Genomic DNA, 23,859 nt, shown 5'->3' with positions numbered 1-23,859 from the left:
CGGCGGTTGCGGAGCACTCGATGAGGGTAGGAACCCTTAGGCGTAGGCGTTCACCAGTCGGACTGCGCCGCCGTCAACACCCTTGGCACCCTGGACGTAGTCCGGGCCGGTCTTGACGATTGCGTCCGAGTTCTGTTCCACCGTGCCCATGATCCAGGACGGCAGGCCGCGGTCGTTGAGGCGGTTCACGGCGGCGTCGGCAGCTTCGGGGGAGACGATTGCCACCATGCCCACGCCGAGGTTCAGCGTGCGCTCGAGGTCGGCCAGCGGGACGTTGCCCAGTTCCGAGACCAGCTTGAAGATGGCGGGCAGTTCCCACGTGGCGCGGTCCACCGTGGCGATGAGGCCCTGCGGGAGGACACGGGCCAGGTTGGCTGCGAGGCCCCCGCCGGTGACGTGGCTGAAGCCGTGGACGGCCTTGCCGGCTGCGGAGCCGTTCACCGGGAAGGTGCGGGCCAGGTCCAGGCAGTCGGCTGCGTAGACGCGGGTGGGCTCGAGCAGTTCCTCGCCCAGCGTGCGTCCGAGTTCGGAGACCTGGCGGTCCAGGGCCCAGCCGGCGTGGTTGATGACGCGGCGGACCAGGGAGTAGCCGTTGGAGTGCAGGCCGGAGGAGGCCATGCCGATCACCACGTCGCCGGCGCGGACACGGTCCGGGCCCAGCAGGGCGTCGGCCTCGACCACGCCGGTTGCGGCACCGGCGACGTCGTATTCGTGCTCGCCCAGCAGGCCCGGGTGCTCGGCGGTTTCGCCGCCCACCAAGGCGGTGCCGGCCACGGAGCAGGCTGCTGCAATGCCGCGGACGATGTCCGCGATGCGCTCGGGAACAACCTTGCCGCAGGCGATGTAGTCGGTCATGTAGAGCGGCTCGGCGCCGACCACCACGATGTCGTCCACCACCATGCCCACGAGGTCGAACCCGATGGTGTCATGGATGTCCATGGCCTGGGCGATGGCCACCTTGGTGCCCACGCCGTCGGTGGACGTGGCCAGCAGGGGCCGCTTGTAGGTGAGGAGTTTCGAGACGTCGTAGAGGCCGGCGAAGCCGCCCACGCCGCCGATCACCGAGGAATTGTGGGTGGCCTTGACGGCGTCCTTCATCAGTTCAACAGCGCGGTCTCCCGCTTCGACGTCTACGCCGGCAGAGGCGTACGTGATGCCGCGGGCTGTCTCTGAGGAGTTACCGGCGGCGGGTGATGCGGAAGTCATACGGACTCTTTCTTGTCAGAGGTCAGACGGTCAGCGTCGGTCAGCAGGTTCTCGAACTCGGCGTCCGGTCCCGGATCGCAGCCCGTGGCGCCCGGCTTGCCGGCCGGGTCCTCGTCCGCGTCAACAGCAACGGCTGCACCAGCCGGAGCGGCGGCGGATCCTGCAGCGGGCAGGCCGCCGAGGTCCGTGCGCTCCAGCAGGTTCTTGCCGAGCTTGTCCGCGCCGGGAAGCTCGATGGGGTACTGGCCGGTGAAGCAGGCGGTGCAGAGACGTTCGCGCGGCTGCCGCGTGGCGTCGATCATGCCGTCTTCGGAAATGTAGGCGAGCGAGTCGGCGCCGATGGCCTGGGAGATTTCCTCGATGGTGGCGCCGTTGGCGATCAGCTCCGCGCGGGAGGCGAAGTCGATGCCGTAGAAGCAGGGCCACTGCACGGGCGGGGAGGAGATCTTCACATGCACGGAGGCGGCGCCGGCCTCGCGGAGCATCCGGACGATGGCGCGCTGGGTGTTGCCGCGGACGATCGAGTCATCCACCACCACAACGCGCTTGCCGCGGATGACGGACTCGAGGGCGTTCAGCTTGAGCCGGATGCCCAGCTGGCGCAGCGTCTGCGAGGGCTGGATGAACGTGCGGCCCACGTAGGAGTTCTTGACGAAGCCGTGCGCGAAGGGGATGCCGGATTCCTCGGCGTAGCCAACGGCCGCGGGGGTGCCGGACTCGGGGACCGGGATGACGATGTCCGCTTCCTGGGTGTTTTCGCGGGCAAGCTGGCGGCCCATCTCCACGCGGGATTCATACACGGACCGTCCCGCAATGGCGGCGTCCGGACGGGCGAGGTAGACGTATTCGAAAACGCAACCGGCCGGCGTCGGCTCCGCAAAGCGCTGGGACCGCACGCCGTCTTCGTCGATGGCGATGAATTCGCCGGGTTCGATTTCACGGATAAAGCTGGCACCAACGGTGGCCAGGGCCGACTGCTCGGAGGCGACCACCCAGCCACGCTCGAGCCGGCCGAGGACCAGCGGGCGGATGCCGTAGGTGTCACGCGCAGCGTAGAGGGTGCCTTCGTCCATAAAGACAAAGCAGAAGCCGCCCTTGATCTTGGGCAGCAGCTCAATGGCGGACTGTTCGAGGGTCTTGCCCTCTTCGCCCTCCAGCAGTGCCGTGACCAGTGCGGTGTCCGAGGTGTTGCCCTGCTTCATTTCGCCGCTGAGCTGGCCGCCGTTGCGCTCAATGATCATGGCGTTCAGCTCGGCGGTGTTGGTGAGGTTGCCGTTGTGGGCCAGAGCCACGGTGCCCGTGGCGGTGGCGCCAAGCGTGGGCTGGGCGTTCGCCCAGTGGCTGGCGCCGGTAGTGGAATAGCGGCAGTGGCCGACGGCCAGGTGCCCGGTCAGGGTGTTCAGCGTGGTCTCGTCGAAGACCTGGGATACGAGGCCCATGTCCTTATAGACGTTGATCCGCTTGCCGTCGCTGGTTGCTATGCCAGCCGACTCCTGACCGCGGTGCTGCAATGCATACAGCCCGTAATAGGTGAGTTTTGCTACCTCCTCACCTGGTGCCCAGACCCCAAAGACGCCACAAGCGTCCTGAGGGCCCTTTTCGCCAGGGAGAAGATCATGAGAAAGTTTTCCATCGCCGCGTGCCACTGGTCGATTATCTCACGTGATGGGGTAGGACTTTTCCGGGCGCCCGTTTATGACTGACTGCCGGCCGTGGTGCCGTTGCCGGCGCCGTCGGCAGGATCGCTGCCGGGCCCGGTCTCCGGGACGGCTTCGACGACGGCGTGTTCGGTGCGCCGGACGCTGAGCCGGTCCAACAGGAGCGCGACAATTGCGCCCAGAATCACGCCGCCGGCGCCGAAAAGAACCAGGAAGAAACCGAAGACGGAGCTGGGTTCGTAACTCGGGTCCCCGGGCAGCGCAAACGCAATGACCGCCGCCACGATGATGCCCACGAGGCCGCCCAGTATGAGGAACGGCACGTATTTGGGCGCCCGGCGGACGGTGATTTCGCGCCGCTCGGCGGGGGTGTCTTCAGAAGCCATGCCTTCTAGCCTACTGCCCGGGGATTTGGTTGGGTTAGCTGCCGCGGTACGTCGAGTAGGCGAACGGGCTCAGGAGCAGCGGCACATGGTAGTGCTCGCCGGCGTCTGACACGGAGAACACCAGGTCCACCTCCGGGAAGAAGGTGGCCGTGCCCAGGCCCTCGTAGTAGGCCCCCGTGGCGAAGTTCAGCCGGTACGTCCCGGCGGGGAGGAGCTCCGGACCGAGGTCCTTCGCCCTGCCGTCGGCATCGGTGGTGCCGGAAGCAACGAGGTTCCAGCCGCCGCCGTCGCGCGCGTAAAGCACGACGGCGACGCCGGCGGCCGGGCGCCCGGCCCCGGTGTCCAGGATGTGGGTGGTCACCTGTGAAACGGTCATTCGCTGATCACTCCTTCGAGCCGGAGCAGGGCGATTTCGCGCAGCTGCTGGGCCACTATGGCGTCTTCTTGGTCGGGGGTGTGGGTAAGCCGTTCGTGGAGCGCAGCCAGGATTTCCGGGGAGGTGCGTCCTGCGGCGCGAATCAGGAAGACCCGGCCGAACTTCTCCTCGTAGGCGCGGTTCCCCTCGGCCAGTGCCGTGGTCACGTCCGTGTCCGCCGGATCCACCCCGGCCTGCTCCGAACGGGACATGGATGCCTCGGTGGTGGCGGCCGTGGGCCGTTCCCCGATCCGCGGGTGGTGCGCCATTGCGGACTCCACCTCGTCCGGTGTGAAGGGGGCGGCGGCCTCGCGGGCGAAGTCCAGCAGGGCCTGGCTGCTGGCGAACGGCCGGGCGTCCGCGATCTGGTCCACCCAGCGCTGGACATCAATGCAGGGGCGAAGTGCCGCGGTGACTTCCGCGCGGTCCGCCCCGTTGAATACGGCAAGCTGCATGCTTGTTCATCCCTCGTGCAAATGCTGGCATCCATGGCGTCGGCTATGCGGAAAAGGGAGTGCCCCGCTGCAGTTGTGCGCTGTGGCTCCATACTGGCCGCAACAGCGCGCTGCCTTCCACATCATGGAACTGTTATTTCAGCATGCGTAATATTCAACCGGAGCTTCAGTGCCGGTGTCAAGAGATTACCGCACCCCGGATGGAAGCCACCGGCTCCGCTAGACTCCTGCTGGGGGGACCGCGGCGCCTCGGCCGGCTGTCCTGAACTGGGGAAGGACCTTAATGGCTCATACCGACGCGCGCGGTTTTCCTGATACCGACCTGAAACGTCGTTCAGTGCTCGCGGAGTACGGGCTGCTTCCTGATGGTCCGGATTCGGTAGCCGCCGCAGAGGTTCCCGACGCCGCCGGGGACACTCCCAGCGCCAGCGCCGCGCGGGCCCTGAATTTCCTGGTGGATCTTGCCGGAAAGCGGCCAGGTTGAAGTTGCCTAGCGCCGCACTCAGGGCAATCCTGTTGCTGCTCACCCTTCTGCTTTTCGTGCCGGCCGGAGCCGCGCAGGCCGCGGTGACGGCGCGGGCCGGGATCCCGGCGTCGACCGTCAACGGTGGTGAAGGCCTCGGCGCCTCGCCGGGAAAGCCGCTCCTGGGCGGCGTCCTGGAATGGGGCGAGGACGATGCCGCCGGGTTCGCCGGGCGGCTGCAGGCCACCCCGGCGATCCTGGGCCACGATATCTCCTTTCCCATCAAAGGCGCCGAAAAGGGCTACCTGCGGGAGTTTCTGTCCCAGAGTGCCGCCTCGGGTGCCCACGCCCTGATCACGGTCAATCCAACGGTTCCGCTGGCGGAGGTCAACGCGGGCGGCGCCGCTGACTTCGCGGCGCAGCTCGAGGACCTGGCGGAGGGCTTCCCCGGAAAGCTGCTAATCCGCTTCGCCCCGGACATGAATTCAAGCTGGGTGTCCTGGGGCCAGCAGCCCGGGGCCTACGTGCCGGCGTACCGCGCCATGGCCCAGGCATTCGACTCGAAAACCAACGCGCTGATGGTGTGGCAGCCGTTCCAGGCGCGGGACTATCCGTTCACCAGGAACCGCAATGCCCCGGCTTCCGGCTCTCCCGGGTTCGCCGCGCTGGACACGAATTCCGACGGCGCCTGGAACGGCTTGGACGCTCCCTACGCCCCGTACTACCCGGGGGACGACGTCGTTGACTGGGCGGGGCAGACCACACATCACGATGACACCGGAGGGAAAGCCGCCGTCAACACGCTGCCCGAGGACGGGGAACTGGCTTCGTTGCTGACCGGGACGGCCAGGGGCGCTGGCCCGCTCGGGGACGGCGGTGGAGCTTCCGACGGCGGCGGCGACGCCAACTTCTACGAGTCATATGCCGTCCAGCGGGACAAGCCGCTACTGCTCCAGACGGCCGCGTACTACAGCCCGTCGGCGGGCGGCCCTTCGGAAACCGACATCAAGTCCGGCTGGTGGAAACAGGTGCTGGGCGAGGCCGCACCGGGCAAACTGGAGCGGATTGCCGCCGTCGTCTGGGACGAGAAAACGGACGTTGGGGACGCCGGCAACACCATCATTGACTGGCGACTCACCCGGAACGCCGCCGTGGCGGCTGCTGCCGGCGAGGCCGTCAGGGAATCCACGCTCGTTACCGGGCCGGTCACCAGGACGGTAGAGGGTTTGGGCGGGTCATCCGGCAACGCCCTGGCCGGCGTTCCGGCGGCGATCGCAGCAGCGGCGCTGCTGCTCGGAGCGATCCTGCTGTGGCTGGTGCCGGTGCGCCTGCGCTCAGCCAAGCGATGGACGTACCCGGACAAGTCCTCGCGCGACTCCCGGGTGGACCTGATGCGCGGGCTGGCCATCCTGTTCGTGGTGGTGAACCACGTTGGCATGACGTCGCTCTTTCAGCTGTTCACCCAGGAAGCCATCGGCTTTGTGTCCGGCGCTGAACTGTTCGTGCTGCTGTCCGGGCTGGTGCTGGGAACGGTCTACGGGCCCAAAGCCCGGGACCGCATTGGTGAAGTGGCGCAAAAGACCGGCCGGCGGGCCGGCAAGCTGTACGTCACGGCGCTCGCCGTTGTGGTCCTGGTGTTCGTCATCAGCCTCATCCCGGCGCTCAACTCGGAGGCGCTGACCACCTTCACGGACCAAGGCACCGGAGGCGCAGGCAGGTCAGGCGCGGGCCGGACCTACGACCTCTACACGGGCATGCGGGGCCTGCTGCAGTTCCCGGTGTCCGGGGCTGTCATTCCCGCGGTCCTGCTCCTGCAGTTCGGCCCGTGGCAGTTCAACGTGATGGGTCTCTATGTCATCATGCTCCTGGTCAGCCCGCTGATCCTGCTGGCGCTGGCCCGAGGCAAGGTGCTGTGGGTGCTGGCGGCCACCACCGCCCTGTACATTGCCGGTACGGTGTTCCGCTTCAGGCTCCTGCCGTCGCAGTTCGAGGATTCCTTCCCGCTGCTGGTGTGGCAGGTCCTGTTTGTGCTTGGCCTGGTGGGCGGCTACTACCGGCGGACCATCGTGGCCTGGCTGTCCGCGCACCGCTGGGTGGTGGGCGTTTGCGCCGCCATCACCGTCGCCCTCGCACTGATGTCCTGGGCCAACCTGTACCTGGCCAACGAGTTCGACGTCCGGCTCGCGCTGACCTCGGACGCGAACTACCGCGCCGTGTACGACCAGTTCTTCGGGCGGACCTACCTCGAACCGGGCCGGCTCCTCAACGTGATCACGCTTCTGGTGACGGCCTACGCACTGCTGACGGCGTACTGGAAGCCCATCGAACGCGCGGTGGGCTGGTTGCTGATCCCGCTGGGGCAGGCCACGTTGTACGTCTTCATCATGCACGTGGTGCTGATCGCCGTCGTGGCCAACATCCCGGCGCTGCAGCAGGGGAACGTCTGGCTGAACACGGCTGCCTATGCGGCCATTGTGGCCCTGCTGTGGGTCATGGTCCGGACCAAGTTCCTGTTCCGCATCATCCCCACCTGACGCTCTAGCACTTCCTGCCGCCCTAACGCGGACGCTCTCTCACTTCCTGCCGCCCTAACGCGGACGCTCTCTCACTTGCGGGGACCAGTTCGTTCCTTACGGGAGCGCCTCCAAAATCAATTGCCCCGGAGGGTGGGCCGGAGCAGACTGTTACCTACCCACGAGCATAGGAACAGCGATGCCAACTGATTCAGAGCAAGTCCGGGACCAGCAGCGGGACACCTGGGACAGGTTTTCCGCCGGTTGGAAAAAATGGGACGACGACGTAGTGCAGTGGCTGGCTCCCTTCGGCGAGGCCATGATCGGCCACGCGGGCCTGAAACCCGATTCGCATGTGCTGGATGTGGCCGCGGGAACCGGCGAACCCGGCCTGACCGCGGCGGCGATGGTGCCCGCGGGAAGCGTCACGGTGACGGACCTTTCCGAAAAGATGCTGATGGTCGCCCGCGAAAAGGCCGCGGCCGCCGGCCTGGAGAATGTGCGAACCCAGGTCAGCGAAGCCGCCGCCCTGCCGTTCGACGACGGCCGCTTCGATGCCGTCCTGTGCCGTTTCGGCTTCATGCTTTTCCCCGACGTTGACGAAGCTGTCCGGGAAATCGCCCGGACAGCCAAACCGGGAGGGCGGATTGTGGCAGCAGTCTGGGGCGATCCTGCCCGGAACGATTGGGCCACCACCATCATGGGGATCATGAACCGGCATGTGCAACTGCCTCCGCAGCCGCCGGAGGCACCCGGATTGTTCCGCTGTGCCGCGCCGGGATTAATGCTGAAGTCCTTTGTCGACGCCGGCCTCACCGACGTGAGCGAGGAGACCCTCTCCGTGGACATGGTCCAAGAATCCCCTGAGCGCTTCTGGGAGTTCATGACGGACGTCGCTGCCGCGGCGGTGTCCGGCCTGGCCCAGGCGGACAGTGGTACGCGCGACCTCATCCGGACACAGGTCCTGGAGGCGGCACGGACCCATGAACGCGACGGGGCAATCCGGCTATCGTCCACGGCCACCATCGTGGTGGGAACGGTTTAGTCACGCACGCCAGGTCATCTCAGGTGCGAGAGCGTCGCCGAAAAACCCGCGGGAAGTGAGAGAGAGTCGCCGAAAAACCCGCGGGAAGTGAGAGAGCGTCTGGGTCAGGCCGGGAGGGGGGACGCCCCGCCGAGGCGGGCCGTGACGCGGTCCGCGGCTGCCTTGCAGGACTCCCCGAGGCGCTGCAGCGTGTCCGGGGATACCCGGAAGCGCGGCGCAGGGATGAGGACCGCCGCCACGATGTCGCCGCGGTGATCGAAGACGGGGGCCGCCAGGCCTACTTCGTCCAGTGAGGATTCGCCGTAATTGGTGGCCCAGCCGCGCCGGGCGACGTCGCCCAGCCGGATCAGGTAGGCCTCGAGGCTGGTGTCGTCCAGGCCCGGATAGGAAATTTCGCCGCTCTTGAGCAGTACGCGTACGCGTTCGGCGGGTTCGGCGGCGAGGAAGACCTGGACGGAGGCGCTGAGTGCGTCCTTGTACCGGGCGCCCAGCGGGGTGGTGTGCTTGATCTGGTGATGGCTGGCGATCTGTTCGACGCACATCGATTCGGACCCGTTCCACACCATGAGCGCGCTGGTTTCGCCGGTCTGCTCGGTGAGTTCGCGCAGGACGGGGTACGCCACGCGCCGCTCTTCGAGTTCGGCCAGCAGAGGGCCGGCGACGGCGATGAGGCCCAGGCCAAGGCGGAACCTGCGGGTCTCCGGATCGCGCTCCACCAGGTGTTCCTGCTCGAACGTGGCCAGGATGCGGGAAACGGTGCTTTTGTGCAGGCCGACGCGGTTGGCGATCTCCGTGACGCCGAGCAGTGGCTCGTCCGCGGTAAAGCTTCGCAGTACTGCGATGGCGTTGACGATGACAGACGTGCCCTTGGCGTCGCCGTTGCTGCTGGTTTCGGGAGCTTCTGCAGAGGTCATGGTGTCCACCATCATTCCGTATGTGAGCCGGAAAGCGGCGCCACGGAGGATGTGGCGCCGCTTCCGGCAGGGGCAGGTTGTGGTGCCGTTATGCCCCGATGATGTTGTATTCCGGACCGAACGGGAACTTGGTGATGTTCTCCGCGCCGTCTTCGCCGACCACCAGGATGTCGTGCTCGCGGTAGCCGCCGGCACCGGGCTGGCCGTCCAGGACCGTGATCATCGGTTCCATCGAAACCACCATGCCGGGCTCAAGGACGGTGTCGATGTCCTCGCGGAGCTCCAGCCCGGCTTCCCGGCCGTAGTAGTGGCTGAGGACGCCGAATGAGTGCCCGTAGCCGAAGGTGCGGTTGGCCAGGAGGCCGTGGCCCACGTAGATCTCGTTCAGTTCGGCGGCGATGTCCTTGCAGACGGCACCGGGCTTGATGAGTTCGAGGCCACGCTTGTGGACCTCCACGTTGATGTTCCAGAGTTCCAGCGAGCGGGCATCCGGTTCGCCGTAGAACAGGGTGCGTTCCAGGGCCGTGTAGTAGCCGGAGGTCATGGGGAAGCAGTTCAGCGACAGGATGTCGTGTTCCTGGATCTTGCGGGTGGTGGCCCAGTTGTGCGCGCCGTCCGTGTTGATGCCGGACTGGAACCACACCCAGGTGTCACGGATCTCCGAGTCCGGGAACGTGCGGGCGATCTCGTGGACCATGGCCTCGGTTCCGATCAGCGCCACCTCGTATTCGGTGATCCCGGCGGTGATGGCGTTGCGGATGGCCTCGCCGCCCAGGTCGCCGATCCGCGCACCGTGCTTGATGACCTCGATCTCCTCGGCGGACTTGATCATCCGCTGGCGCATGGCGGCCTGGGCCACGTCCACCAGGGTTGCGCCGGAGAAGGCGGCCTGGATCTTGTTGCGGTTGTCCAGCGGCAGCGAGTCGTCCTCGACGCCGATCCGGCGGGCGTTGATGCCGCGGGTGCGCAGGACCTCCTGGATGGCGTGTATGTAGTTGTCCCGGCGCCAGTCCGTGTAGACAATGTTGTCGCCGAAGCTGCGGCGCCACGGCATCCCGGCGTCGATGTTGGCCGTTACCGTGACGCTGTCGTCCTTGGTCACCACCATGGCGTAGGAGCGGCCGAAGGTCGTGAAAAGGAAGTCGGAGTAGTACTTGATCGAGTGGTAGCTGGTCAGGACGACGGCGTCCAGGTCCTTCTCTGCCATGATCCGGCGCAGGCCGGCGAGGCGGCGCTCGAACTCGGTATCGGAGAACGTCAGCTTGACCTTTTCGCCGTTGTGGAGGACCTTCAGGCGGTCCAGCTTGGCGACATTGTTGACGGCCTCGGTTTCGATGGTGGTCATGGGTTCATACCTTTCTTTAGTGCTGAATTGAGTGAGCAAAGTGTGTGGTGCGCCCCGCAGGAGGCGGGCTGGGTGTGCAGGGCCGCAGGGCCCCTGAGCTGCAAGGACTCGGAAACGCGGGTCATTCCTGCCGGAGTGGCTTCTTCGAGGTCTCGGTGGCGAACAGGACAGCGACCAGGGAGACGACGGATGCCGCCACCAGATACCAGCCCGGGGCCACCTTGTTCTGGGTCAGGCCGATGAGCAGCGTGGCCATGAACGGGGCTGTGCCGCCGAAGAGTGCGTTGGACAGGTTGAAGCTGACGGCGAACCCGGTGTAGCGGACCCGAGTGGGGAAGAGCTCCGCCAGGAAGCTCGGGAGCGTGCCGTCGTTGAGCGTCAGCATGCCGCCAAGCAGGATCTGGACCAGGACGATGACCAGGAAATTGCCCGTGTCCAGCAGCATGAAGGCCGGGACGGTCAGCACGATGAAGAGCAGTGAAGCTGTGATCAGCATGCGCTTGCGGCCGAACCTGTCCGAAGCGATGCCCGTCAGGAAGATGAAGCCGATGTAGCTGGCCAGGGCGATGGTGGTGGCAAGGAAGGATTCCGCTACGCCGAAGCCGAGTTCCTCCGAGAGGTACGTGGGCATGTAGCTGAGGATTACGTAGAACCCGACGGCGTTGAGGAGCACGGCGCCGGTGGCAATGATCAGCTGCCTGCGGTAGGTCCGGAACATGGCGAAGACCGGGGTCTTGACGGTGTGGTCCTCGGCAGCCAGCGCCTGGAATGCCGGAGTGTCTTCGAGCTTGGTGCGGATGTAGCGTCCGATGAGGCCCATGGGTGCCGCGAGCAGGAACGGCAGCCGCCAGCCCCACTCATGCAGCTCCCCTGTGGTCAGGACGGTGCTGAGGAGCGCCGCGATCAGCGAACCAAGCAGCAGGCCCGCCGCGGTGCTGGCCGGAACGACGGCGGCATAGAGGCCGCGCTTGTTGGCAGGTGCGTACTCCACCAGGAAGGCGGAGGCGCCGGCGTATTCCCCGGCGGCGGAGAAGCCCTGGACGATCCTGACCAGGAGGAGGAGGATCGGCGCCATCACTCCGATGCTGGCGTATCCCGGGATCAGGGCGATGCAGAACGTCGATACGGACATGATGACGATGGAGAGCGACAGTGCTTTCCGCCGGCCCAAGCGGTCACCGATGTGGCCCCAGACGAATCCGCCGAGGGGGCGGACGAAGAATGAGACCGCGAAGACGCCGAAGGTTGCCAGCAGGGCTGCCTGCCGGTCAGCCTCCGGGAAGAACACTGACGAGATGGTCGCGGCAAGGTAACCGTAGACGGCGTAGTCGAACCATTCGACGAAATTGCCGATGAAGCTGGCAGTGACCACCTTCCTGCGGGTTTCCTTGCTGACGCCGCTGCTGACGCTGCTGTTGACACCGCCGTTGGCGTCACCATTGACGCCGCTATGCGACTCCGGGCTGATCCGTCCCGCGAGTGTGGCGGGGGAGGAAGGTTCGTTACTCATGTATCCACCAAAGTGTTTTGGGGTTGCATTCAGCGCAACCCTGTTGCACCAGAGTAGGCGTGACTTATGACACAGTCAATGCCTTCTTGTTTCCATCTTATGAATTTGGAACGAGCGGATTGCATCTGCACGCTGGGTGGCGGGCCGGGATTCACAAAAATTGTTGCATTCAGCGGATTGTGGTTGCAGCAATGAGGTTCGAGGAAAGCTCGCCCGGACCTGCAGCTCACCCTGCCCAGATCTGGTCGGGCTTCCAGCTGGTGGGCGACGGCACCGGGCAGTACGACTTCGCGGTCAACGGAGTCCTGCTGGCCAGCATCATGATCGGCATCTCCACCCTCATCAACGCCTTCGGCGTGAAGCTCATGACCCGGATCAACAGCATCGGCGTGTTCGTGGAACTGGCCGCCGCCGTGCTGCTCATCCTGGCCCTCGGCTGGCACATGGTCCGCGGTCCTGAAGTCCTCTTCGACACCGCCGGCTTCGGCGACGAGCACCCCCTCGGTTTCTTCGGGGTGTTCCTCATCGGTGCCATGGCCTCCGGCTACGTGATGTACGGCTTTGATACCGCCAGTTCCCTCGGCGAGGAGACGAAGGATCCCAAGCGCACGGCCCCCAAAGCCATCCCGCGCGCAGTCACCGCGTCCTTCGTGCTCGGCGGCCTGCAGTACGTGGTCCCGCTGGCGGATGACGACACCGAGCCGTGCTTCTGCATGGGCAAGTGGGGGATGCCGGTCAACATCCTCGCAGTGCTGTGGGGCGGTGCCATGACGCTCAACCTGGTCTGGCCGCGCCCCGAGATCTACAACTCGGTGCCGCCCTTTGAGTGGTACCTCCAGTGGGGAGGCGTCCTCTTCGTGGGGGCCGTCGTCGTCATCGGTGTCCTGCTGTACCGCCTGAAGATCAGGCACCAGACGGGCGTCCTCGCGGAGCACGCCGCTCCCGCGGCGGATGCTACCGTGGCTGGCGAGCCCGTCACGCGTGATGGGGACCTTGAACCAGCCCGATAGCCATCCCTTTGGGTGCCCCCGGCCATCCCTTTGGGTAGCCGCCAGCAGGCACCGCAGCTTCTAGTATTTGTTAGTCGGATCGGCGATATTCGTCCGATCAACGAAAGGAACACAGGAATCATGGTTCACAAAGTAAAGGCCGTCATAGCCAGGGAAAAGAATGCCACGGTCTCGGTCGAGACCATCCTGGTGCCGGATCCCGGACCGGGAGAGGCCCTCGTGGACATCCTTACCTGCGGTGTCTGCCACACGGACCTGCACTACAAGCAGGGCGGAATCACTGACGATTTCCCCATCCTGCTGGGGCATGAGGCCACCGGTGTGGTCAGCGCCGTCGGACCGGATGTCACCGAAGTGGCTCCCGGCGACCGCGTGATCCTGAACTGGCGGGCCGTGTGCGGTGAATGCCGCGCCTGCGCCAAGGGTCAGCCGCAGTACTGCTTCAACACGCACAACGCCACCCAGAAAATGACGCTTGAGGACGGCACGGAGCTCTCGCCCGCGCTCGGCATCGGCGCCTTCGCCGAGAAAACGCTCGTCGCCGCCGGGCAGTGCACCAAGATTGACGACGACGTCGATCCCGCCGCCGTCGGACTGCTCGGCTGCGGTGTGATGGCAGGCATCGGCGCCGCCATCAACACCGGTGAAGTCAAGCGCGGCGAATCCGTCGCCGTGATCGGCTGCGGCGGAGTGGGCATCGCCGCCATCGCCGGGGCAAAGCTGGCCGGCGCCACGACGATCATCGCCGTGGACATCGACGCCAACAAGATCGAAATGGCCAAGTCCCTCGGCGCCACCCACGGCGTGGACTCCAGCAAGGAAGACCCCATCGAGGCCATCCGGGCACTGACCGGCGGCAACGGTGCCGACGTCGTGATCGAGGCAGTGGGACGCCCCGAAACGTACAAGCAGGCGTTTTACGCCCGGGACCTCGCCGGCCGCGTGGTGCTGGTGGGCGTTCCGACGCCGGAAATGAAGCTCGAGCTGCCGCTGCTGGATGTCTTCGGCCGCGGCGGGTCGCTGAAGTCCTCCTGGTACGGCGACTGCCTGCCCTCCCGCGACTTCCCGATGCTGGTGGCGCAGTACAAGCTGGGCAACCTGGACCTGGACGCGTTCGTGACCGAGCGCATCACCATCGACCAGGTGGAAGAGGCATTCGGCAAGATGCACGAGGGCAAGGTGCTGCGTTCCGTGGTGGAAATCCGCCCGGCAGCCGGGACCGTCACGTCCGCTGAGACTGTCACGGCGGTGTCCGCGTGAGCGTCACCATCGAGAACCTGGTCACCTCGGGGACGTTTTCGCTCGACGGCGGCACCTGGGACGTGGACAACAACGTCTGGATCGTGGGGAACGAGGATGAATGCGTGATCATCGATTCACCGCATGACGCCGCGGCTATCATCAGCCAGGTCCGCGGCCGGAAGGTCCTGGCCATCCTGCTCACGCACGCGCACAACGACCACATCGGCGCCGCGCGTGCCGTGGCGGAGGCCGTGAACGCACCGGTCTACCTGCATCCTGACGACCTGGTGCTCTGGGAGCAGGTCTATCCGGACGCCAAGCCGGACCGTTACCTTGCCGACGGCGACGTGTTCCAGGTGGGCGGGGCGACACTGCGCGCCCTCCACACGCCGGGCCACTCGCCGGGGTCCACCTGCTTCCACCTAGAGGAGGAAGGCACGGTCTTCACCGGGGACACACTGTTCAACGGCGGACCGGGCGCCACCGGCCGGTCCTACAGCGACTACCCCACCATCCTCACCTCCATCCGCGAACGGCTGCTGACGCTGCCCGCACGGACAGTGGTGCGCACCGGCCACGGCGACGGCACCACCATCGGGGCGGAGCGGGAGACGCTGGCCAGGGTCAGCCAATGAAAGGCGTGCCCCTGAAGTTCGGCAGGCAGCCGGCTCCCGTCGCGGACATCAACGAGGACGAGCTGGAAGTCCATAAGCCGAAGACGCAGGCGGCGGGCGTGAAGGCGGTGATGGTGGCGCTGGAGCGTGCCGTGGCCCAGGCCGGGGTGTCCCGGACGGCCCAGTCGCTGCTGCGCCTGAACCAGCGCGGCGGCTTCGACTGCCCGGGCTGTGCGTGGCCGGAATCGGACAAGAGCGCAAGGTGGCCGAGTTCTGCGAGAACGGCGCGAAGGCGGTGGCCGAGGAGAACACCCTGCGCACGGTCGGGGCTGAGTTCTGGGCGAAGCACTCGATTTCGGGGCTGAGGGGGATGTTCGTCCGGTTCGTGCCACACGAGGCTGATGCCTCCGCAGGAGCGGCGGCGGGCTAGCCCCTTCCATCGCGTGCGGCTGACCCATTTCAAGTGAAGACGTCAGCCGGGAACGACGGCGACATTCCGGCAGGTCCGGAGTGTCGCCGTCGTTTTTCCAAAGGAAGTCTTCAGCCCCTGTGGGGTCCAGGGGGCACTTCACCGAGGCTAAGAGCTTCGCCGGGTTCGGTGGCCGGGCCGAATCCCGGGACATGTATGCCGCCAGCGAGAATCCACCAGTAGGAGTCATCCGTTCCTAGCCGTCGAGTGAGTATCTGTTGATCGGAAATTCTCTGCACCCACATCAACGGCCACCCTCCCGCCGGCCGTTCATGAGGCGCGGAACTGCCAGAGGATTGTCCTCGCGGAGTGCCTCCGGCAGCAGGTGCTGCGGGAAGCCTTGATAGGCAACCGGGCGCAGGAAGCGTTCCATAGCCGCCGTGCCTACGGAGGTGCTTCCCACGGCGGTGGTCGCCGGGTAGGGTCCGCCGTGCTGTTGTGCGTATGTCACGGAGACACCCGTTGGCCACTGGTTCCAGACCACCCGCCCGGCCTTGCGGGCAAGGACCTCCACCAGTGCCTCTACCTGGCAGGAGTCCGTTCCGTGGATCGTGGCGGTCAGCTGCCCCTCGAAAGTCTCGGCAAGCTCGGGAAGCTGGGACTCGTCGTCGTACGTCACCACGACGGCGGTAGGCCCGAAGCATTCGGTTTGGAGGGCATGCGGCTCGGCGAGCATGTCCGCCGCGGTGGTGAGCAGGAGTGTTGGGCCGGGAGGATCGGCCAAGGGTCCTGCTCCCCGTGCCAGTACCTCAAGGCGTTGGTCAGACTGCAGGCCCTGCAGCACCTCGGTATATCCGGACTGGATCCGCTCGTTGAGCAGCGGCGCGGCCGGCGGCAGTGCAGCGTCGCGCAAGGCCTTAACCAGCCCGGACCGGGCTGGAACGAACAATGTACCGGGCTTGGTGCAGAACTGTCCGGCCCCGAGCGTGAAGGAGCTGACGAAACCCTCGGCTATCTCCGCGCAGCGTTCAGCGGCTGCGGCCTCGGTGACGAAAGCCGGGTTGTTGCTGCCCAGTTCACCGAAGAATGGGATCGGTTCGGGCCGGGAACTGGCGATGTCGAAGAGGGCGCGTCCGCCGGGGATGGAACCCGTGAATGCGCCCGCCTTGATCCGCGGATCGCGCAGGGCGGCGGCCCCGGCGGCGGTGCCGGTGATGAGTGCGAAGGTGCCCTCGGGAGCGCCTGCCTTGCGGAGTGCCGAGACGACGACCTCCGCCGTGAGCCGGGACAGCCCGGGATGGCCGGAGTGGGCTTTGAGTAGCACGGGGCTGCCCGCGGCAAGCGCCGAGGCGGTGTCTCCGCCGGCAACGGAGAACGCGAAGGGGAAGTTGCTGGCGGCGAACACCACCACCGGCCCCATGGGCACGAGCACGCGCCGCAGCTCTGGCCGCGGGGCGCCCATCGGCCAGTCGACGTCGGCATGGTCGATGCGGGCGTCAAGGTAGCCGCCGTCGCGCAGTACTTCTCCGAAGAGGCGCAGCTGGAAGGTGGTGCGCTTGAGCTCGCCGCGGAGCCGCGCCCCGGGCAGGTGGGTCTCCCGTTCGGCCACGGGAACGAGCTGGTCGGCGGCGGCATCCAAAGCGTCAGCGACGGCGTCGAGCAGCTCGGCGCGCTCGGCGGGACGGAGGGCGGCCAGTGGTGCCGCAGCCGTCTGGGCCGCCGCCAGCAGTTGTTCCAACTCGGCGTCGGTCGTCGGCGGCAGTACGACGGCGGTGGTCTGGGCGATCGCGGTCATGCGCGGTCTCCTTTCGGGAGGCAGTTCAGATGGGGAAGTTCAGTTGTCCGTAGTTTCAAGTGAGGCAAGTTCGCCGATGCCCACTGGCGCGGCCAAAGGTCGCTTTGCGGAGCCGGACAGGCTTTCAGCGGTGGGCGCAGCGCCGGGGCCGGCCCCAATGCAGGCGGCTGCGAAGCCGCAAACCCGGCCTTGGCACCAGCCCATTCCAGCGCGGGTGAACGACTTCAGTGTCCGGGAGTCGCGGGCCGCCAGGCTCTCCCGGGCGTCGGTGATCTGGCGGGCTGTGACTTCTTCGCAGCGGCACACGATCGTCTCGGGAGCGAGCCAGTCCTGCCAGGCGGGAGGAACGGGGTGCGCCCGGTGCATGGCCTCGGCGAAACGCCGGTGCCGCGCGGCGGTTTTCTCCGGCAAAACGGTCCCGCCCGCCGCAGCAGTGCCTGCCGCGAGGCCCTCAAGCACGGCCAATGTTGCCCCGCCGACGCCGGTGACCTCACCCGCGAGAAACAGGCCCGGGACGCTGGACTGCTGGCGCTCATCGACGACGCCGACCAGCGAGCCGTCAGCGTCGAGCCGAGCCTGGATCCCGAAGGACAGCGGCAGTTCCATCTGCGGCGTGAAGCCCCAGCCGAAGCCGACCACGTCCACGTCCTCGTAGACACGCTCGGTGCCGGGCCGCACCCGACCGTCGGCGTCGACCTTGCCTGTCCTTACGCCGGAAACGTGATCCGTTCCGAGGACCTCGGTGACGATGCTGCGCGTGCGGTACGGAATCCGGTGCCGGGCGAAGACGGCCGCGTACTCCGCGCCCTCAAGGGCCTTCTCCGGCACTCCCGCCGCAGCACGCAGATGCGGCAGCCAGGCGGTCGGGGAGGAGGACTCAAGCACCGCGAGGACCTCGCCGCCAGCCTCGGCGATATTCGCGGCAACGGGGAGCAGGAAAGGACCGGTCCCGGCGATCACGAAGCGTCTCCCGGGAAGAATTCCGTTGGCCTTGATGAATGCCTGGATTCCGCCGGCAGCCATCACACCGGGAAGGTCCCAGCCGGGAACTGGAAGCTGGCGGTCGTAACCGCCAGGACACAGGACAAGACGGCGCGCGACGACGGTGCTGCCGCCGTCGGCCTTCCCGGAATGGGAACCGCCAGCCACGGTGGGCGTCGTGCGAAGGATGAAGCCGGCGTCGACCTTTTCCGCCATCCAGGCCTGGAGGCCGGGGAGGTAGGTGATCCGCCCGCGGCGGCGCGCGGCGTCGAACCTCGCACGGAGGTCGAGGTAGCTCTTCCAGCCATGGTGACCCTTGCCATCCGGTGTGGGCACAACGGCTTCGGGGCGGTGACGCCAGAACTGGCCGCCCGGTTGGGCGCCCGCATCCACCACTACGACGTCGGCTCCCGCCTCGGCCGCAGCAACGGCCGCCGCCAGCCCGGCCGGACCGGCCCCTAGGACGGCGACGTCGGCACTGACGGTTCGTACAGTGCTTGTCGAAGTCATTTCCGACCCCTTTCGGGTTCCGACAGGGAATCCCGTTCCGGGCAAGAACCCTCGATCTCCATGCCCTCCCGCACTTCGACGAGGCAGGCGCGCTGATTCGCTTCGCCGTCGACCGTTACGAGGCAGTCGAAGCAGACGCCGATGCCGCAGAAAAGTCCGCGGGGACGCGCGTCCTTGCGCGTGCTGCGCCAGGCGGTGATGCCGTTGGAGATCAGGGCAGCGCCGACGTTTTGTCCTGGTACCGCAGCCAGTGGACGGCCGTCGAAGCTCACGTTGACCGCATCCGGCGTATTGACTGACCGGGTCTCTCCTGAATGGGTGCTCATGCGGGGGCCTCCTCTCGGTGAGTTGTGCTGTTTTCCTTTCGCTCGCCGAAGCGGGCCGGCGCGAAGGGGGAAAGGTCGAGGTCCGGGGCCTGGCCAGAGAGCGCTTGGGCAAGGAGTTTGCCGGTCCCGGCGGAGAGGCCGATTCCGGCGCCCTCATGGCCGGCGGCATGCCACAGCCCGGGGGCGCGCTCGTCGTGGCCTATCACCGGCAGGTGGTCCGGGCAGTACGGGCGGAAGCCGTGGTAGTGGCGGATGGCTTTGACGTGCTCAAGGAAGGGGAACAGTGCGACGGCGTTGCCTGCCAGGAGCCGAAGTGCGTTGGTGCTCACGGTGCGGTCGAAACCGACGCGTTCGCGCGTTGAGCCGATGAGGATAGTGCCGCTGGGAGTGCCTTCGACTACCGGCGAGGCCTGGAGCCCGGCGTCGGAACTGCCGACGTTATCGATGTATTCGGCTGCATAGACCTTGTGGTGAACCATGGGCGGGAGTGGTTCGGTGACCATGACGAAGCCGCGTCGGGGGAGGACCGGGACGTTGACCCCGGCCAGGGCGGCGAGTTCGCCGGCCCACGTACCGGTGCAGTTCACCACAGCCCCGGCAGAGAAGTCACCGCGAGGTGTCCTTACACCCGTGATGCGGTCTCCGCTCCGGAGGAAGCCATTGACGGGAGTGTCGGCGACGAAACGGGCTCCTGCATCGGTTGCCAGCCGAACCAGATGTGCGGCGACCAGCATTGGTTGGACCTGGCAGTCTTCGGGGTAGCTCGCCCCGCCCAAGGCGTCAGGGGTGATGTTCGGTTCAGCGTTCCGCAGGGTATCCGGGTCCAGCTTCTCCACAACAACGCCGTAAAGGGCTTGCGCGGTCATCACACGGTTGAGGGATGCCAGGCTGCTTTCGCGGGAGGCGACGATGATGCCGCCCTTGGACTCGAACTCCCAAAGCCGCTTATGCTCAGCGAGGTCGCCATGCCAGACGCCAAGGGAGTAGCGGGTTAGTTCGAGTTCGGGACCGAGTTCCTTATCCGAGACAAGGATGTTTCCTTCGCAGGCGGAAGATGTGCCGCTGGCGGGGAGCCCCTTGTCCAGGACAGTGACGGTGAGACCCTGCTGAGTTGCGAAATAGGCAGTGGCGGCGCCGATAACCCCGGCGCCAATGACGAGCACATCGCACGCTGAGTTCATGTCGGTTGCTCCTGCGGTTTCTCGTTCTCGCCCGTGGCCCAGAGACCGCGGGCGTGGCCAATGTGGCGGCGCATGAATTCCTGCGCCGCCGGCCCATCACCGGCTTCGATGAGGTCGAGCAATTCGTGGTGTTCCTGGGCTGAGTCGGCCAAGCGGTTGCTATCGCTCAGGATCTTGAGGCCGTACATCCGGGTACGGGAACGAAGGCTGGTAGCCAACTCAACCAGCTGGTTGTTCCCGGCGTACCGCAAAAGCTCGGCGTGGAATATGCGGTCCGCGGCCAGGTAGGCAGTGAGGTCGCCTTCCCGCGCGGCGTCCACGATGTCGTCCGCCCTGGAGCGCAGCACCTTGATTCCCGATGGCGGGACCGCCCCGGCCACGTCGCCAACAACAGGCGGCTCGAGGAGCAGGCGGATTTCCGTGAGCTCATCCAATTCACGGTCGCTCATGGTGGTGATGCGGAAGCCTTTGTTCTTCAGAGTTTCCACCAGGCCTTCGCGGGCCAGATCCATCATGGCCTCGCGAACCGGTGTGGCCGAGACGCCAAAAGCCGCGGCAAGTGCCGGGGCGGAATACAGCGTGCCTTCTGTTAACGTGCCGGCGATGATCGCTGCGCGCAGGGACTCAGTGACGGACTCGCGGAGGCTGTGCTGGCGGCCGAGCGGCGCGATCGGTAGCTGGTTGTTGGTTGGCACGGTAAGCACTCCTTGTGCGGGTTTCATGATCGGGTGCCTCCTTCATACACCACGGCAGCGGTCGCGAGGTCTTCCCATGCCATGCCCACGCCTGCGTACAGGCAGGGCTTGCCTGGGGAGCGCTCGAACTCTCCTTTGACAAGGTCCCGGAGGTTGGCGGGACGGATCGCTTTCCATTCCTCCGCGCTGCGTGCGGGTATCAGGTCCCCGGCCTCGCGTAGTGCCGAGGCGCGTCCCTCCACCACGATGTCGCTGCGCAGCACAAGGGCGGCGTCGACTTCGCGGGCGTCCAAGCCGTGCTGGCCTACAGCGGCCACCACGGCACCAGGGGCAACCAAACCGCCGTCGAACAGCGGCGTAGGGGAGGAGGTTGCGCAGATCACCACATCGGCGTCGGGCACCTCGGCCTGGTTGCCCGGACGGACCTCGATGCCCTCGGTGGCGAGTTGCCCGATCAGCGCTGTCACCCGCTCGGGGCGCCGGCCGACGACGGCGAAGCTCGCCTCCGGGAGCACGGCGTGCGCCGCGCGGAGGTGGTTGAGCGCTTGGACTCCAGTGCCGAACACGAGCACGCGGCTTCTTTCGGTGCTTTCGTGGCTTCGGGGAGCGCCGTGGAGGGCCGAGGCCAGGATGTGTTTGACGGCCAGCAGGGTGGTGGCCGGCGTTCGGATGGCCGTGAGTTCGTTCCCGTCCATCGTGGCCAGCGGTGCCAACGTGTCCGAATCGAAGAGGATGTAAACCCCTTGGATCTTTTCGAGCCCCTGTACCGGGTTGGCAGGGGCTACGGTGAGCGCTTTGATACCGCTGTAGCGCTGGCCTGATGCGGGCATGAGCAGGAACTCGCCGTTCGGTGCGGGGCTGAACAACCGTGGACAGTCGTCCTCGGGGTCAACGCCGTTCAGGAGCGCGTATTCAAGGGCCGCGATCGCCGTCGTCCAAGGGGCGGCGGCTCGCACCGCCGTCGAATTGAAGTAGGGAAGGCTCACAGCAGGAACCCCGCAGGGAACGGATCGGTGGGATCCAGGAAATACTGCGCGGTGCCGGTAAGCCAGGCCCGGCCGGTGACGGTGGGGACGACAGCCGAGCGGCCAGCCACCTCCGTTTCCTCAACCAAGCGGCCGATGAAACGGGAACCGATGTAGGACTCGTTGACGAAGTCGGTGCCCAGAGCCAGTTCGCCGCGCCCGTGCAACTGCGCCATCCGGGCGCTCGTGCCTGTACCGCACGGGGAGCGGTCGAACCAGCCCGGGTGGATGGCCATCGCGTGCCGGGAGTGCTCCGCCGTCGAGCCGGGCGCCTTGAGATAGACGTGATGGCAGCCGCGGATATCGTCGCGCTCGGGGTGGACGGGTTCATCCGTGGCATTGATCGCCTCCATGATCGCCAATCCGGCCCTGAGCAGGTCGTCCTTGCGCTCGCGCTCGAACGGCAAATCCAGGCTGTCCAGGTCCACTATCGCGTAGAAGTTCCCGCCGAATGCCAGATCGTACGGGACGGTACCGAAGCCAGGAACTTCCACCTTGGCATCGAGGCGGTCCACGAAGGAGGGGACGTTGCGGATGGTCACGGACTCGGCGTGACCGTCCTTGACGGCGACCTCGGCGACCACCAGGCCGGCGGGGGTGTCGAGCCGCACGGTGGTAACCGGCTCAACAACCTCCACCATGCCCGTCTCCACCAGGACGGTTGCGACGCCGATGGTGCCGTGGCCGCACATCGGCAGGAGACCCGACACCTCGATGAAGAGCACCCCGAAGTCCGCGTCCGGCCGCGTGGATGGCTGGAGGATCGCCCCGCTCATCGACGCGTGGCCGCGCGGTTCGGTCATGAGTAGGGTACGGATCCAGTCGCTGTTCTCCATGAACCACAGGCGCCGCTCGGCCATGGTGGCGCCGGGGATCGTCCCGATGCCGCCGGTGATGACGCGCGTGGGCATGCCTTCGGTATGCGAGTCCACGGCGTGGAAGATGCGGCTGGTTCTCATGCTTTCCTTCTCCTCTTGTTGTGGCTGGGTTGGCGGGATTTCGGCCTCCGGCGGGCTCCGCCGGGTTTCGGCCCTTCGGCGTCGCTTAGCGCGGAAGGCGTCACTGCGGTCGCTGGGCGACCTCCGTTGCGCGTTCGACTGCGATGCGCTCCTTTCCGAAGGACCGAAACCCGACTTGTGCGTCTCCCACCAACGCTCGCTCACCTTTGGCGGGTTTTGCGGGGACGCTCGCTCACCTTTTGTTTACTTGTAGCCCTTGGCGAGGGCTGCTTCGGTGTCGCGGACTACGGCGTCCCGCACGTCTGGGGCGAGCGGTCCGCGCGGTGGGCGGCAGGCGCCGCCACGGAGGCCAACGACGTCCATGGACAGCTTGATGGACTGGACGAATTCCGTCTTGCTGTCCCAGCGAAGCAGGGAGTGCAGGTCGCGGTAGATTTCCCGGGCCCGCTCAAGGTCTGCGACATCGCCGGAGGTGGAGAGCCGGTAGAGCTCGAGGGTAGATTCAGGAATTGCGTTCGGGTAGCCCGCCACCCAGCCGACGGCACCTGCCAGGCCCATCTCGACAACGGTATCGTCCGTGCCGATGAGGAGGTCCACCTCGGGGGCGAGTTCCTTGATCTCGTAGGCGCGGCGGACATCGCCTGTGAACTCCTTGACGCCAACGATCAGGCCTTCGCCGTGGAGGCGGGCGATGAGCTGCGGAGTCAGGTCCACTTTGGTGTCGATGGGGTTGTTGTAGGCCACGATCGGCAGCCCGACGGCGGCGGCGCGGCGATAGTGGTCCACCACCTCGTCGTCGTTGGCGCGGTAGGCGTTCGGAGGGAGCAACATGAGCGCCTTGGCGCCGGCCTCGGCGGCCTGCTCTGCCCATTTCTGCGTCTGGAGGCCGCCGTAAGCACCCACGCCGGCCATGACGGTGAAGCCCTCAGGCGCGGCCTCGACCGCAATCGTGATCACGCGGGCACGCTCTTCTTCGCTCAGCGCCTGGTACTCGCCCAGCGAGCCGTTGGGGGCTACGCCGTCGCAGCCTGCGTTGGCAAGGAAACGGACATGCTCAGCGTAGGCGTCGTAGTCGATGCTGAGATCATCCTTGAACGGCAGCGCTGTGGCGACGAGTACGCCGTGCCAGGGCTTGCGGGTTTCAGTCATTGTGGGTCCTTTCGGTGGGGCACGCGCGGCGCCGTCATTGTGCTGCCGTGAGC

22 protein-coding genes and 1 pseudogene are annotated in these 23,859 nt (G+C 66.5%); 7 read left to right on the top strand and 16 right to left on the bottom strand.

Features of this window, described 5'->3' with window-relative positions; translation table 11 throughout:
- Positions 1–36: 36 nt before the first annotated feature.
- From purM to uraD, 5 genes are read right to left on the bottom strand one after another with little or no spacing between them, the layout of a single operon-like run.
- Positions 37–1,206 (bottom strand): phosphoribosylformylglycinamidine cyclo-ligase, encoded by a 1,170-nt coding sequence (gene purM / locus J7I79_RS01930; RefSeq protein ID WP_214949532.1) that lies wholly within the window; start codon positions 1,204–1,206, stop codon positions 37–39.
- Positions 1,203–2,852, bottom strand: a complete 1,650-nt coding sequence (gene purF, locus J7I79_RS01925; RefSeq protein WP_214949530.1) for an amidophosphoribosyltransferase — start codon at positions 2,850–2,852, stop codon at positions 1,203–1,205. Before purF ends, purM begins: the two co-directional genes overlap by 4 nt.
- Positions 2,853–2,899: 47 nt before the next feature.
- Complete coding sequence (locus tag J7I79_RS01920; RefSeq protein WP_214949528.1) at positions 2,900–3,250, bottom strand: hypothetical protein; 351 nt, start codon at positions 3,248–3,250, stop codon at positions 2,900–2,902.
- A 34-nt stretch (positions 3,251–3,284) separates the two neighbouring features.
- A complete protein-coding gene (gene uraH, locus J7I79_RS01915) occupies positions 3,285–3,626 on the bottom strand; it encodes a hydroxyisourate hydrolase (protein WP_214949526.1) in 342 nt (113 codons plus the stop codon).
- Positions 3,623–4,120 (bottom strand): 2-oxo-4-hydroxy-4-carboxy-5-ureidoimidazoline decarboxylase, encoded by a 498-nt coding sequence (gene uraD, locus J7I79_RS01910; RefSeq protein ID WP_214949519.1) that lies wholly within the window; start codon positions 4,118–4,120, stop codon positions 3,623–3,625. The genes uraH and uraD overlap by 4 nt, the downstream gene beginning before the upstream one ends.
- Before the next feature lie 283 nt (positions 4,121–4,403).
- On the opposite strand from uraD, the gene J7I79_RS01905 reads away from it, so the two are divergent.
- The 3 genes from J7I79_RS01905 to J7I79_RS01895 all read left to right on the top strand — a co-directional run bounded on the left by J7I79_RS01905 (position 4,404) and on the right by J7I79_RS01895 (position 8,141).
- On the top strand, positions 4,404–4,604 hold the full coding sequence (locus J7I79_RS01905) for a hypothetical protein (protein ID WP_214949512.1): 201 nt from the start codon (positions 4,404–4,406) through the stop codon (positions 4,602–4,604).
- Entirely contained in the window at positions 4,601–7,117 is a 2,517-nt protein-coding gene (opgC, locus tag J7I79_RS01900) for an OpgC domain-containing protein (RefSeq protein WP_214949510.1), read from the top strand. Before J7I79_RS01905 ends, opgC begins: the two co-directional genes overlap by 4 nt.
- A gap of 178 nt (positions 7,118–7,295) precedes the next feature.
- Complete coding sequence (locus J7I79_RS01895) at positions 7,296–8,141, top strand: class I SAM-dependent methyltransferase (protein WP_214949508.1); 846 nt, start codon at positions 7,296–7,298, stop codon at positions 8,139–8,141.
- Positions 8,142–8,245: 104 nt separating this feature from the next.
- Here J7I79_RS01895 and J7I79_RS01890 read toward each other — a convergent pair whose 3' ends face one another.
- From J7I79_RS01890 to J7I79_RS01880, 3 genes are all read right to left on the bottom strand, one after another.
- Positions 8,246–9,055 (bottom strand): IclR family transcriptional regulator, encoded by an 810-nt coding sequence (locus J7I79_RS01890; protein WP_251042259.1) that lies wholly within the window; start codon positions 9,053–9,055, stop codon positions 8,246–8,248.
- 88 nt (positions 9,056–9,143) lie between these two features.
- Entirely contained in the window at positions 9,144–10,400 is a 1,257-nt protein-coding gene (locus tag J7I79_RS01885; protein WP_214949504.1) for an aminopeptidase P family protein, read from the bottom strand.
- Positions 10,401–10,521: 121 nt separating this feature from the next.
- Complete coding sequence (locus tag J7I79_RS01880; RefSeq protein ID WP_214949502.1) at positions 10,522–11,910, bottom strand: MFS transporter; 1,389 nt, start codon at positions 11,908–11,910, stop codon at positions 10,522–10,524.
- On the opposite strand from J7I79_RS01880, the gene J7I79_RS01875 reads away from it, so the two are divergent.
- From J7I79_RS01875 to J7I79_RS01860, 4 genes and pseudogenes are all read left to right on the top strand, one after another.
- Positions 11,880–12,920, top strand: coding sequence for an amino acid permease (locus J7I79_RS01875; protein WP_311380494.1), 1,041 nt, complete (start codon positions 11,880–11,882; stop codon positions 12,918–12,920). The genes J7I79_RS01880 and J7I79_RS01875 overlap by 31 nt on opposite strands.
- A gap of 120 nt (positions 12,921–13,040) precedes the next feature.
- The gene (locus J7I79_RS01870; protein WP_214949501.1) at positions 13,041–14,180 is read left to right on the top strand and encodes an S-(hydroxymethyl)mycothiol dehydrogenase; all 1,140 of its coding nucleotides are present in this window, start codon (positions 13,041–13,043) and stop codon (positions 14,178–14,180) included.
- Positions 14,177–14,797 carry an MBL fold metallo-hydrolase gene (locus J7I79_RS01865; protein WP_104174390.1) on the top strand — a complete coding sequence of 207 codons (621 nt, stop codon included), beginning with the start codon at positions 14,177–14,179 and terminating at the stop codon, positions 14,795–14,797. The genes J7I79_RS01870 and J7I79_RS01865 overlap by 4 nt, the downstream gene beginning before the upstream one ends.
- Positions 14,794–15,140: pseudogene (locus tag J7I79_RS01860) on the top strand (hypothetical protein); the annotation flags it as partial. The gene J7I79_RS01865 and the pseudogene J7I79_RS01860, both read left to right, overlap by 4 nt.
- A 349-nt stretch (positions 15,141–15,489) precedes the next feature.
- On the opposite strand, the gene J7I79_RS01855 reads toward J7I79_RS01860, so the two are convergent.
- The 8 genes from J7I79_RS01855 to J7I79_RS01820 form a co-directional block, all read right to left on the bottom strand.
- Entirely contained in the window at positions 15,490–16,980 is a 1,491-nt protein-coding gene (locus J7I79_RS01855) for an aldehyde dehydrogenase (NADP(+)) (RefSeq protein WP_214949494.1), read from the bottom strand.
- A gap of 39 nt (positions 16,981–17,019) precedes the next feature.
- Entirely contained in the window at positions 17,020–18,471 is a 1,452-nt protein-coding gene (locus tag J7I79_RS01850; protein WP_214949493.1) for an NAD(P)/FAD-dependent oxidoreductase, read from the bottom strand.
- A complete protein-coding gene (locus J7I79_RS01845) occupies positions 18,468–18,797 on the bottom strand; it encodes a (2Fe-2S)-binding protein (RefSeq protein ID WP_214949486.1) in 330 nt (109 codons plus the stop codon). Before J7I79_RS01845 ends, J7I79_RS01850 begins: the two co-directional genes overlap by 4 nt.
- Positions 18,794–19,978: an FAD-binding oxidoreductase gene (locus tag J7I79_RS01840; protein WP_214949484.1), complete on the bottom strand. Its 1,185-nt coding sequence runs from the start codon at positions 19,976–19,978 to the stop codon at positions 18,794–18,796. The genes J7I79_RS01845 and J7I79_RS01840 overlap by 4 nt, the downstream gene beginning before the upstream one ends.
- On the bottom strand, positions 19,975–20,700 hold the full coding sequence (locus tag J7I79_RS01835) for a GntR family transcriptional regulator (protein WP_214949482.1): 726 nt from the start codon (positions 20,698–20,700) through the stop codon (positions 19,975–19,977). The genes J7I79_RS01840 and J7I79_RS01835 overlap by 4 nt, the downstream gene beginning before the upstream one ends.
- Positions 20,697–21,659 (bottom strand): ornithine cyclodeaminase family protein, encoded by a 963-nt coding sequence (locus J7I79_RS01830; RefSeq protein WP_214949481.1) that lies wholly within the window; start codon positions 21,657–21,659, stop codon positions 20,697–20,699. The genes J7I79_RS01835 and J7I79_RS01830 overlap by 4 nt, the downstream gene beginning before the upstream one ends.
- On the bottom strand, positions 21,656–22,657 hold the full coding sequence (locus J7I79_RS01825; protein WP_214949480.1) for a proline racemase family protein: 1,002 nt from the start codon (positions 22,655–22,657) through the stop codon (positions 21,656–21,658). The genes J7I79_RS01830 and J7I79_RS01825 overlap by 4 nt, the downstream gene beginning before the upstream one ends.
- Positions 22,658–22,900: 243 nt before the next feature.
- A complete protein-coding gene (locus J7I79_RS01820) occupies positions 22,901–23,806 on the bottom strand; it encodes a dihydrodipicolinate synthase family protein (protein ID WP_214949478.1) in 906 nt (301 codons plus the stop codon).
- Between the last annotated feature and the right edge of the window lie 53 nt (positions 23,807–23,859).

This window comes from Arthrobacter sp. ISL-69 (assembly GCF_018613775.1).
GTDB lineage: Bacteria > Actinomycetota > Actinomycetes > Actinomycetales > Micrococcaceae > Arthrobacter.
Note: the sequence above shows the minus strand (reverse complement) of the source record. Positions and strands in the feature narration are given on the sequence as shown.

Coding starts and splice junctions, on each gene's coding strand:
- J7I79_RS01855 (WP_214949494.1), bottom strand. CDS start 16,980: ATGACCGCGATCGCCCAGACCACCGCCGTCGTACTGCCGCCGACGACC.
- J7I79_RS01850 (WP_214949493.1), bottom strand. CDS start 18,471: ATGACTTCGACAAGCACTGTACGAACCGTCAGTGCCGACGTCGCCGTC.
- J7I79_RS01890 (WP_251042259.1), bottom strand. CDS start 9,055: ATGACCTCTGCAGAAGCTCCCGAAACCAGCAGCAACGGCGACGCCAAG.
- J7I79_RS01835 (WP_214949482.1), bottom strand. CDS start 20,700: ATGAAACCCGCACAAGGAGTGCTTACCGTGCCAACCAACAACCAGCTA.
- J7I79_RS01825 (WP_214949480.1), bottom strand. CDS start 22,657: ATGAGAACCAGCCGCATCTTCCACGCCGTGGACTCGCATACCGAAGGC.
- uraH (WP_214949526.1), bottom strand. CDS start 3,626: ATGACCGTTTCACAGGTGACCACCCACATCCTGGACACCGGGGCCGGG.
- J7I79_RS01885 (WP_214949504.1), bottom strand. CDS start 10,400: ATGACCACCATCGAAACCGAGGCCGTCAACAATGTCGCCAAGCTGGAC.
- J7I79_RS01895 (WP_214949508.1), top strand. CDS start 7,296: ATGCCAACTGATTCAGAGCAAGTCCGGGACCAGCAGCGGGACACCTGG.
- J7I79_RS01920 (WP_214949528.1), bottom strand. CDS start 3,250: ATGGCTTCTGAAGACACCCCCGCCGAGCGGCGCGAAATCACCGTCCGC.
- J7I79_RS01840 (WP_214949484.1), bottom strand. CDS start 19,978: ATGAACTCAGCGTGCGATGTGCTCGTCATTGGCGCCGGGGTTATCGGC.
- J7I79_RS01820 (WP_214949478.1), bottom strand. CDS start 23,806: ATGACTGAAACCCGCAAGCCCTGGCACGGCGTACTCGTCGCCACAGCG.
- J7I79_RS01905 (WP_214949512.1), top strand. CDS start 4,404: ATGGCTCATACCGACGCGCGCGGTTTTCCTGATACCGACCTGAAACGT.
- J7I79_RS01880 (WP_214949502.1), bottom strand. CDS start 11,910: ATGAGTAACGAACCTTCCTCCCCCGCCACACTCGCGGGACGGATCAGC.
- J7I79_RS01870 (WP_214949501.1), top strand. CDS start 13,041: ATGGTTCACAAAGTAAAGGCCGTCATAGCCAGGGAAAAGAATGCCACG.
- purM (WP_214949532.1), bottom strand. CDS start 1,206: ATGACTTCCGCATCACCCGCCGCCGGTAACTCCTCAGAGACAGCCCGC.
- uraD (WP_214949519.1), bottom strand. CDS start 4,120: ATGCAGCTTGCCGTATTCAACGGGGCGGACCGCGCGGAAGTCACCGCG.
- J7I79_RS01845 (WP_214949486.1), bottom strand. CDS start 18,797: ATGAGCACCCATTCAGGAGAGACCCGGTCAGTCAATACGCCGGATGCG.